Genomic DNA, 9,632 nt, shown 5'->3' on the forward strand with positions numbered 1-9,632 from the left:
CCGATTCCCTAGCTGGAGGTTGTTCGATGGTCAAGCGTTCCGAGGTCGATATGGTGGCTGCTCCCGTACGCGGGCAGGCACTGCCGTCGCCCGGGTTGAAGGAGGCGCCGGTACTGGAACTCATGTGTTCGCATTTCGTGCTGACGCTGGCCGCCAAGCAGGGTCCGCGGTTCAACGTGCGGCGCGACCTCAACGGCCTGCTCTCGCTCACCGGACGCCACCTGGTGTGGCCGCTGCCGGTGTTGCAGCGGCTGCGTGAATTCCTCGGACGGCGCTGCGCCGGCAACGAAGTCTGGAAGGGTGTCGAGAATTTCGACGGCCGCACGCTGCTGGAGCGCCACGGCGTGTGGCGCGGCCCCTATGAAGAAGGCACGCTGTTCTTCTATCTCGACGAATACGTCAAGGACCAGCCGAAGGATCTGCTGGCCGTACTGTCGGTCACGCGCGACTGGCTCACGCACGCTTTGCGCAAGCAGTCGACACTGGTCGAGAAGAACATCGACTCGCTCGCCGGCCTGCTGCTGCTGAACAAGGCCGAGCGTGCGCTGCTGCTGTACGGCACGCTGGCGCGCTACCAACGCGACCTGCGCAGTTTGCTGGTCGAGTTCAAGGTCAACAATGCGCCCGAGGCCTATGCGGCCATTGCCGAAGTGGCCGGCGTGAGCGCCAGCGACGTCGGCGAGGCGCTTCGGGCCGGCTCGCGGCTGGAGCGCATCGGCCTGATCGAGAACCTGATCTCCGAACACAACATCACCGACCTGGCCGACCTGATGAAGGTCAGCGAAAAGCTGCCGCCGGTGCTGATGCGTGAATACCGCGACCAGAACGAACTGATGGCCGTATTCACCCGGCCGTCGGCCAAGAGCACGCTGTCGGTCGACGACTTCTCCTTCGCGGCCGAGGACACGCAGATGCTCGTCACGCTGTTGCGCGCCGCCGTCGCGCGCAAGGAGCCCGGCGTCAACGTGCTGCTCTACGGGCCGCCCGGAACCGGCAAGACCGAGCTGGCGAAGGTCGTTGCGCAGGCGGCGGGGCTGGAACTGTTCGAGGTCGAATATGCGGACCGCGACGGAAACTCGCTGAGCGGCCGAGACCGATACCGCTCGCTCCAGATCGCGCAAGTGTTCCTGAAAGGCAGTGCGCAGGCGGCGCTGCTGTTCGACGAGGTCGAAGACGTGTTTCCGCCGATCAGCACCGAAGCCGCGCAGTTCATGTCGCGCGCCGATCAGATGCCGTCGCCGACGAGCGGCAGCGTCAGCGGCAAGGCATGGGTGAACCAGATCCTCGAATCGAATGCGGTACCGACGCTGTGGGTCACCAACCGCATCGAGCAGATCGATCCGGCCTTCCGGCGCCGCTTTGCCTACCACCTGGAATTGAAATCGCCGCCACCAGGCGCGCGCGAACAGCTGGTGAAGAAAACGCTCGAAGGCATCAGCGTGTCGGAAGCGTTCACCGCGAAGCTGGCAAGCCGCAAAGGACTGACGCCGGCACAGATCCGCACGGCCGTGCGCTTCGCGACGCTTGCGAAAGGCGATGACGGCGACAGCACATCGGTCGAGGGATTGATCGAGCGCCAGCTGAAGAATGCCGACCAGGCGCTCGGCATGGTCGATCGCCAGCCCGGCGAGCGCCGCAGCGTGACGACCTACGACCTCGACATGCTCAACGTCGAGACGCGATTCGAGATCCCGCGCATCGTCGAGGCGCTGCGCGTTCGCGGCCACGGCACGCTGTGTTTCTACGGTGCGCCGGGTACCGGCAAGACTGCACTGGCCGAACACATCGCCAAGACCATCGACCGGCCGCTGATCGTCAAGCAGGCCAGCGACCTGATGAGCAAGTACGTCGGCGAGACCGAGCAGAACATGGCGGCGATGTTCAAGGAAGCCGAAGCGGAAAAGGCCGTGCTGTTGCTCGACGAGGCAGACAGCTTCCTGCAGGACCGCCGCGGTGCGCAGCGCACGTATGAGGTGACCGAAGTCAACGAGATGCTGCAGGGCATGGAGCGCTTCGACGGTATTTTTGTCTGTACGACCAATCTGCTCGACCGGCTGGATCAGGCGGCGCTGCGTCGCTTCACCTTCAAGATCAAGTTCATGCCGCTGACGGCGGTGCAGCGCGAGCGGATGTTCGTGACGGAGGCGCTGGCCGACGATGCGTCGCTGATGACCGAGGAGATTCGTCAGCGGTTGCTGCGGATGCCGCAACTGTGTCCCGGCGACTTTGCGGCGGTGAAGCGGCAAACCGACATTCTGGCGGCCGAGTTCTCGGCCGCGGAATTCCTGGACCAGCTGGATGCGGAGCATCGAATCAAGCCGGAGGTGCGGGAGTCGCGGGGGATGGGGTTCGTGCAGTAAGGGCAACGTCCTGCCAATTGCGTCTCGGCTTGTTTAGTTTGATTGCTAAAAAAAGTAAAACAACAACAAAATCAATCACTTAGACGCGAACTTAAAGTTTGATTGTCAGGCTTTCTCATAATTTATCCAAGGAGGCAGGGAGTGGCGAAAGATTGCCAAGATGCCAGATCGCACTTGACCGGGGTCCTTCTGGATAAATCAATCCTGCTTGGCGCATGCCCTGCATCAGATTCTTGAGCTTGTTCGTTTTTTGTGTCTCTGTAAGCACATCAGACATCTTCGACAGCAGCAGTGCATCGAGGTCAGCTCGGGTTGCACACCCGTATTTTCTGAGGTAGTCCAAGACGAGCTGCTGGTAGTACCCATTGTCCAGACCTCGGTTGTGGATGTAGCGGGCCTTTTGTCCCGCAACATCCGCTACCTTGGCCGAAATGAAGTATCTAGGCGCACGGCCTTCAATGAGGTGCAGATCACGCAGTTCCTTGGCATCAGTGGCCGTCAACTGTTGACCTTTCTGTACCCGATCAAGCAGCAAAACTTGGCCGAGCGTTAAGTCGCTACGCGCCATCAGGGCCCTGGCGAATCGCGCATCCAGAATCTGGCCCTGAAGAACCAGTTCCACCCGCGGATGCCCTTGCGGCGAAATATCAAAGCTGTAGTCGGGCAACGGAAACAGGCGCTGCCGTTGGGTCGTGAACATGCGTCGAATACCACTTCCGGCCTGCTCGATCATGCGCAGCCGGATCATGCCGTCGATCAGCCATTGGTTCCGGTAGTGCTCCGGAGGCGACTGATGTTCCAGCATCCATTCCACGCTGGGAGGAATGAACTGTCCCAGATTTGCAAGCACCAAGCGGTTCGGGTGCTCCACCAGATTGATCTTGCCGCCTAGTAAATAATCTTGGTGCGCTACCGCGTTGTGTAGTGCCTCACGCAGTACCCAAGTGTCGTACTGCTGCACCGGCGTCGGAAACAACGTGCCATCGGGCATGTGATCCACCGTGATGTTGCGGATGCGTGCAAAAACTTTCTCCGTGTTCAGGAGGAATGGGATGCCAAAGGGTTGAGATGTTCGCGTGTCGTTGGCTGCATCCCGAAGAATCCAGCCGATCTTTGCGTCCACAGGCGCAAGAAAATGGGCTGCCTCGTCCTTGCCGAGCAATAGCAAAGTCGAACGCGTCACACGCCCTTGTTTCGTGATGTGCGCTTTGTTCAAAAGCATCGAAACATTCCATTCTGCGACTTCAGCCCTGATGTCGTCGTGACGGTTGGAGTCCGGTTCGCTGCGTACCAAAAAATCGGTGAAACGCAAACGCGCGGCAGCGACAGCCTCGGCATCCAGATCGTCCAACGTGGCACCGACTACCAACTCGCCCGACCAATCCTCCTTTAATCCCAACCGTGCCCAGAGACGAGCCTCTTTATCGGCATGGTCAGACAGCTTGACCTTGTGACTATCGATGCGGACATAGCGCGTATGCCGAAAAGCAATTGGGGCACTGCGTGCGGGATGGATTTCGAGCATGACCACACGTCCCCGTGGATGCTGCACCTCGTGAAACATGAAATCCGCGCGCGGCTGGGTCATTGTCTGTAACCACATGACGAGCGATTGGTTGCCTATCTTGTGACGAAAAGGATCAAAAGTCGTGCCGATGACTTCACGATTGTTGTCTTGTACACCCCACACCATCCATGCTCGATCGTGTCCATGCAGGGCCGCCGCATTGGCCAATGCCGAAATGTACTGACCGATGACCTCTGGTTCGTCAAGATTGGACTTGAACTCCGCAGTATCCGACTCCCGAGGCATGCAAAGCATTTCAAGCAAAGTATTCAAAAGCGTCTCGGAAGCCATGCCTAAAGACTCCTACTCACCCGCAACACCTCCACCCCATACTTTTCCAGCTTCGAAGTCCCGATCCCGCTGATCCCCTGCAGATCCTCCAGCGTCTCCGGCGCGCGCTCGGCAATCGCCGCCAGCGTCGCGTCGTGAAAGATCACATACGCCGGCAGGTTGTGTTCCCGCGCAACCTCGCCGCGCCAAGCCTTGAGCGCCTCGAAGCGCTTCTGCCCTTCCGCATCGAGTGATGCCGCAGCAGGCGAAGGCGCGCCACGCGCAGCCTTCTCGCGACGCGGCTTGCCGCTGCGCGTCGTCGTCGACGAGATCGATTCGCGCAGGCTCACGGCCTGTTCGCCCTTGAGCACCGCACGCGAGCCGTCGGTCAGCTGCAGCGTGTTGAAGGCTTGCGAATTCACCGCCAGCGCGCCGGTCGCGATCAGCTGGCGCAACACGCCGCGCAGCTGCACTTCGCTGAAGTCGGCGCCGATGCCGAAGGTGCTGATCTGCTCGTGGCCGAACTGCTTGACCTTCTCGGTCGCCTTGCCGCGCAGGATGTCCATGATGTGGCCGGCGCCGAAGCTGATGCCGCTCATCTGGTTGACACGGTAGATGGTGCTGAGCAGCTTGCGCGCGGCGTCGGTGCCGTCCCAGACCTGCGGGGGGTTCAAGCAGTTGTCGCAGTTCCCGCAAGGCGTGCTTTCTTCGCCGAAATATCCGAGCAGCCGCACGCGCCGGCAGTCACTTGCCTCGGCAAGCGACAGCAACGCATCGAGCTTGCCGCGCATCACCTGCTTGAACTGTTCGCCGGCGGGGCTCTCGTCGATCATGCGGGCCTGGTTCACCACGTCCTGCAGGCCGTAGACCATCCAGGCGTCGGCGGGTGCGCCGTCGCGGCCGGCGCGGCCGGTTTCCTGGTAATAGCCCTCGATGTTCTTCGGCATGTCGAGATGCGCGACGAAGCGCACGTCGGGCTTGTCGATGCCCATCCCGAAAGCGATGGTCGCGACCATCACGATGCCTTCCTCGCGCAGGAAGCGGTCCTGGTGTTTCTGGCGCAGCGCTGCATCCAGACCGGCGTGATACGGCAGCGCGTTCACGCCCGCATCCTGCAGCGCGACGGCGACGTCTTCGACCCGCTTGCGCGACTGGCAATAGACCACGCCGGCATCGCCCTCGTGCTCGCGCTCGATGAAGCGCAACAGCTGCGCGGTCGCATCTTTCTTCTCGACGATGGCGTAGCGGATGTTCGGCCGGTCGAAACTGCTGACGAACTGGCGCGCTTCTTCGAGCTGCAGGCGCTCGACGATGTCGGCGCGCGTCAGGTCGTCGGCGGTGGCGGTGAGTGCGATGCGCGGTACGCCGGCATAGCGCTCGTGCAATACCGTAAGCGAGCGGTACTCGGGACGGAAATCGTGGCCCCACTGGCTCACGCAATGCGCTTCGTCGATGGCGAACAGGCTGAGCTTGCCGCGCTGGTGAAGCGAATCGAGCTGTTGCAGGAATCGCGGCGTGTTGAGGCGTTCGGGCGCTGCGTAGAGCAGCGTGATCTCGCCGCTCAGCATGCGTTTCTCGACATCCTGCGTTTGGGCCCAGTCGAGCGTCGAATTCAGAAAAGCCGCATCGACACCGGCCTCGTGAAGCGCGCCGACCTGGTCGTGCATCAGCGCGATCAGCGGCGACACGACGATGCTGACGCCGCGCCCCGCGCGCTGGCGTGCGATGGCCGGAATCTGGTAGCACAGCGACTTGCCGCCGCCGGTCGGCATCAGGACCAGCGCATCGCCGCCGCCGACCACGTGATCGACGATATCGGCCTGGGCGCCGCGGAAATGTTCGTAGCCGAAGACTTTGTGGAGGATGGCTGACGGAGAGGCGTCGCCTTGGAGTTCGGCGGAGCGGGGGAGGGTGGTGGATGGCACCCGGACGATTCTCCCCGATCGCTGCTGTGCCGGCTGGCACGCCGATTGCACTGCCCCATCCACCGGTCGACATACGGTTGTATAGACAGCACGATGGTGCATTCCTCATTGGAATATGCACCTATTTCGAGCGTTCGGGCAAACCCTGTCTATACAAGTCCATCGACTGAACACAATGCTCATCAAACGGAAATCCAGGAGTACCTCATGGTCAAGATGGTTGTCAAAGTCTCTGCGTTGGTCGCCGCGGCTGTAGTCGCTGCAGGAACCACCGGCATCGCGTCCGCACAGGAGACGAAGATCGTTCTCGGCATGTCCGGCTGGACCGGCTTCGCACCGCTCACGCTGGCCGACAAGGCCGGCATCTTCAAGAAGAACGGGCTGGACGTGGAAATCAAGATGATTCCGCAGAAGGACCGCCATCTGGCGTTGGCTGCCGAAGCCATCCAGTGCGCCGCGACCACGGTCGAGACGCATGTCGCCTGGAACGCCAACGGCGTGCCGATCGTTCAGATTTTCCAGATGGACAAGTCCTACGGCGCCGACGGCATCGCGGTGCGCGGCGATATCGCCAAGTTCTCCGACCTCAAGGGCAAGACCATCGGTGTCGATGCGCCCGGAACGGCACCGTACTTCGGCCTGGCCTGGATGCTCAACAAGAACGGCATGACGCTGAAGGACGTGAAGACGACCACGCTGTCGCCCCAAGCCGCGGCGCAGGCCTTCGTCGCCGGCCAGAACGATGCCGCCATGACCTACGAGCCTTACCTGTCGACCGTGCGCGCCAACCCCGACGCCGGCAAGATCCTCGCAACCACGCTCGACTACCCGATGGTGATGGACACGGTCGGCTGCGCGCCGAAGTGGCTGCAGGCCAATGGCAAGGCAGCGCAGGCGCTGACGAACTCGTACTTCGAGGCGCTGGAGATGATCAAGTCCGATCCGGTCAAGGCCAACGAGATCATGGGCGCTGCAGTCAAGCAGACCGGCGAGCAGTTCGCTAAGTCGTCGGCCTATCTGCGCTGGCAGGACAAGGCAGCCAACCAGAAGTTCTTCGCCGGCGAACTCACGGCCTTCATGAAGGAAGCCGAAAAGATCCTGCTGGAAGCCGGCGTGATCCGCAAGGCGCCTGAAAACCTGGCCGTGACCTTCGACGCATCCTTCATCAAATGAGGGTTTTCGCACCGCTCGAACCGGTCGGAAGCGGCGCGCGCTGGTTGCTGGGCGTCGGCTTCTTCGTGCTGTTCGTCGCAGTCTGGGCCGGCTTCACGCTGGGCGGTTTCGTGTCGCCGACCTTCCTGGCCAGCCCGGTCACGATGGTGAAGGAAGGCTGGCTGCTCTTCACCGAATACAACTTCATCCACGACATCGGCATGACCGTGTGGCGGGTGCTCGGCGGCTTTGTGCTGGCGGCCATCGTCGCGGTGCCGTTGGGCATCGCGATGGGCGCGTACAAGCCGGTCGAAGCGTTCCTGGAGCCTTTCGTTTCCTTCTGCCGCTACCTGCCGGCGTCGGCGTTCATTCCGCTGCTGATCCTGTGGGCGGGCATCGGCGAGACGCAGAAGCTGCTGGTGATCTTCATCGGCTCGGTGTTTCAGATCATCCTGATGGTCGCGGTCATCGTCGGCGGTGCGCGGCGCGACCTGGTCGAGGCGGCTTACACGCTGGGCGCGAACAGCCGCGGCATCGTGAAGCGGGTGCTGATTCCGGGTGCGGCGCCCGGCATCGCCGAGACGCTGCGGCTGGTGCTCGGCTGGGCCTGGACCTACGTGATCGTGGCCGAGTTGATCGGCTCGTCGTCGGGCATCGGTCACATGATCACCGACAGTCAGGCGCTGCTCAACACCGGCCAGATCATCTTCGGAATCATCGTGATCGGCATCATCGGCCTCGTGTCCGATTTCGCTTTCAAGGCGCTGAACCGCCGTCTGTTCGCCTGGAGCACCCTGTGAAGAACCAGCTTTCCATCCAGGGCGTTTCGCGTGTGTTCGAAGGCCGGAAAGGCCAGCGCACGCAGGCGCTGCTGCCGGTCGATTTCGAGGTGAAGGAAAACGACTTCGTCACCATCCTCGGCCCATCTGGCTGCGGCAAATCGACGCTGCTGCGCATCGTCGCCGGGCTCGACTTTCCGACGACTGGCGAAGTGCGGCTCGACGGCAAGATCATCGAAGGCCCGGGTGCGGATCGCGGCGTGGTGTTCCAGAGCTACACGCTGTTCCCGTGGCTCACCATCGCGCAGAACATCCGCTTCGGATTGCGCGAGCGCGGCATGAGCGAGGCCGAGCAGAAGGAGCGCAGCGATTTCTTCATCGCCAAGGTCGGACTGCGCGGGTTCGAGAATCACTTTCCAAAGCAGCTTTCCGGCGGCATGCAGCAGCGCACCGCCATCGCACGCGCGCTGGCCAACGACCCGAAGATGCTGCTGCTGGACGAGCCTTTCGGTGCACTCGACAACCAGACGCGCGTGCTGATGCAGGAGCTGCTGCTCGGTATCTGGGAATCGGCGCGCAAGACAGTGCTCTTCGTCACCCACGACATCGACGAGGCTATCTTCATGGCCAACCGCGTCGCCGTGTTCAGCGCGCGGCCCGGCCGCATCAAGACCGAGATCGCGGTCGACTTCCCGCATCCGCGCCACTACACGATCAAGACATCGCCGGAGTTCATGGAACTCAAGGCGCGCCTGACCGAAGAGATCCGCGCCGAATCCATGGCATCCGCCGAACACTGAGCTTTCGAGCATGAAGCGCGACCTGCCTTCCCTCGCGCTCTATGCGCAGGTCAAGGAGCACATTTCCCGCCGCATCCAGGACGGCACATGGCCGGCGGGACATCGGCTGCCGTCGGAGCACGAACTGGTCGTGCAATTCGGCATCTCGCGCATGACCGTGAACCGCGCATTGCGCGAACTTGTCGACCAGGGCCGCATCGTGCGGGTCGCCGGCGTGGGCAGTTTCGTGGCCGAGAACAAACCGCAGTCGACGCTGCTGCAGATCGCCAATATCGCGAGCGAGATCCGTCAGCGCGGCCACGACTACCGCTGCGAGATGCTGGCTGTCGAGCGTGTCGCGGCCTCGCCCGACGTGGCGGCATGGCTCGACCTGCGCGCCGGCGAGTCCATCTTTCACAGTGTCTGCCTGCACCGCGAGAACGAGATGCCGGTCCAGCTCGAGGACCGCTACGTCAACCCGCTCATCGCGCCCGATTTCCTAACTCAGGATTTCTCGAAGCTGACGCCGAGCGAGTACCTGCTGCACAACGTGCCGTTCGACCAGATCGAGCACCTGGTCGATGCAGTGCTGCCGAGCGTCGAACAGGCCGCGCGACTCGCGATGGTCGCGACCGAGCCTTGCCTGCTGCTCACGCGCCGCACCTGGACGCGCAACACGCCCGTGACCTGGGTGCGGTGCCTGCACCCGGCGTCGCGTTACCGGCTCGGCAGCCGGTTTCGATCCGATGGCAATCCGGTGGCGTAGCCGGCCACGCGAACGATTTCACCAGAAAAAAGGG

The 9,632-nt window shown here is 62.3% G+C and carries 7 protein-coding genes; 5 read left to right on the forward strand and 2 right to left on the reverse strand.

Going from position 1 to position 9,632, the window contains the following annotated elements:
- Nucleotides 1-26: 26 nt before the first annotated feature.
- On the forward strand, nt 27-2,360 hold the full coding sequence (locus ACSFA3_RS17465; protein WP_435506745.1) for an ATP-binding protein: 2,334 nt from the start codon (nt 27-29) through the stop codon (nt 2,358-2,360).
- 115 nt (nt 2,361-2,475) lie between these two features.
- On the opposite strand, the gene ACSFA3_RS17470 is transcribed toward ACSFA3_RS17465, so the two are convergent.
- Both ACSFA3_RS17470 and recQ read right to left on the reverse strand, forming a co-directional pair.
- Nucleotides 2,476-4,218, reverse strand: a complete 1,743-nt coding sequence (locus ACSFA3_RS17470; RefSeq protein ID WP_435506746.1) for an RNA-binding domain-containing protein — start codon at nt 4,216-4,218, stop codon at nt 2,476-2,478.
- A gap of 2 nt (nt 4,219-4,220) precedes the next feature.
- Nucleotides 4,221-6,122, reverse strand: coding sequence for a DNA helicase RecQ (gene recQ / locus ACSFA3_RS17475; RefSeq protein WP_435506747.1), 1,902 nt, complete (start codon nt 6,120-6,122; stop codon nt 4,221-4,223).
- A 207-nt stretch (nt 6,123-6,329) separates the two neighbouring features.
- On the opposite strand from recQ, the gene ACSFA3_RS17480 reads away from it, so the two are divergent.
- From ACSFA3_RS17480 to hutC, 4 genes are read left to right on the forward strand one after another with little or no spacing between them, the layout of a single operon-like run.
- On the forward strand, nt 6,330-7,295 hold the full coding sequence (locus ACSFA3_RS17480) for an ABC transporter substrate-binding protein (RefSeq protein ID WP_435506748.1): 966 nt from the start codon (nt 6,330-6,332) through the stop codon (nt 7,293-7,295).
- On the forward strand, nt 7,292-8,074 hold the full coding sequence (locus ACSFA3_RS17485) for an ABC transporter permease (protein WP_435506749.1): 783 nt from the start codon (nt 7,292-7,294) through the stop codon (nt 8,072-8,074). Before ACSFA3_RS17480 ends, ACSFA3_RS17485 begins: the two co-directional genes overlap by 4 nt.
- Entirely contained in the window at nt 8,059-8,853 is a 795-nt protein-coding gene (locus ACSFA3_RS17490) for an ABC transporter ATP-binding protein (protein WP_435506929.1), read from the forward strand. The genes ACSFA3_RS17485 and ACSFA3_RS17490 overlap by 16 nt, the downstream gene beginning before the upstream one ends.
- A 10-nt stretch (nt 8,854-8,863) precedes the next feature.
- On the forward strand, nt 8,864-9,598 hold the full coding sequence (hutC, locus tag ACSFA3_RS17495; protein WP_435506750.1) for a histidine utilization repressor: 735 nt from the start codon (nt 8,864-8,866) through the stop codon (nt 9,596-9,598).
- Nucleotides 9,599-9,632: the final 34 nt, after the last annotated feature.

Source organism: Variovorax glucosi, from assembly GCF_051216695.1.
GTDB lineage: Bacteria > Pseudomonadota > Gammaproteobacteria > Burkholderiales > Burkholderiaceae_C > Variovorax.

What these genes read in the sequence shown, in the direction of transcription:
- ACSFA3_RS17465 (WP_435506745.1), top strand. Translation starts at nt 27, where the DNA reads ATGGTCAAGCGTTCCGAGGTCGATATGGTGGCTGCTCCCGTACGCGGG.
- ACSFA3_RS17470 (WP_435506746.1), bottom strand. Translation starts at nt 4,218, where the DNA reads ATGGCTTCCGAGACGCTTTTGAATACTTTGCTTGAAATGCTTTGCATG.
- ACSFA3_RS17480 (WP_435506748.1), top strand. Translation starts at nt 6,330, where the DNA reads ATGGTCAAGATGGTTGTCAAAGTCTCTGCGTTGGTCGCCGCGGCTGTA.
- ACSFA3_RS17485 (WP_435506749.1), top strand. Translation starts at nt 7,292, where the DNA reads ATGAGGGTTTTCGCACCGCTCGAACCGGTCGGAAGCGGCGCGCGCTGG.
- hutC (WP_435506750.1), top strand. Translation starts at nt 8,864, where the DNA reads ATGAAGCGCGACCTGCCTTCCCTCGCGCTCTATGCGCAGGTCAAGGAG.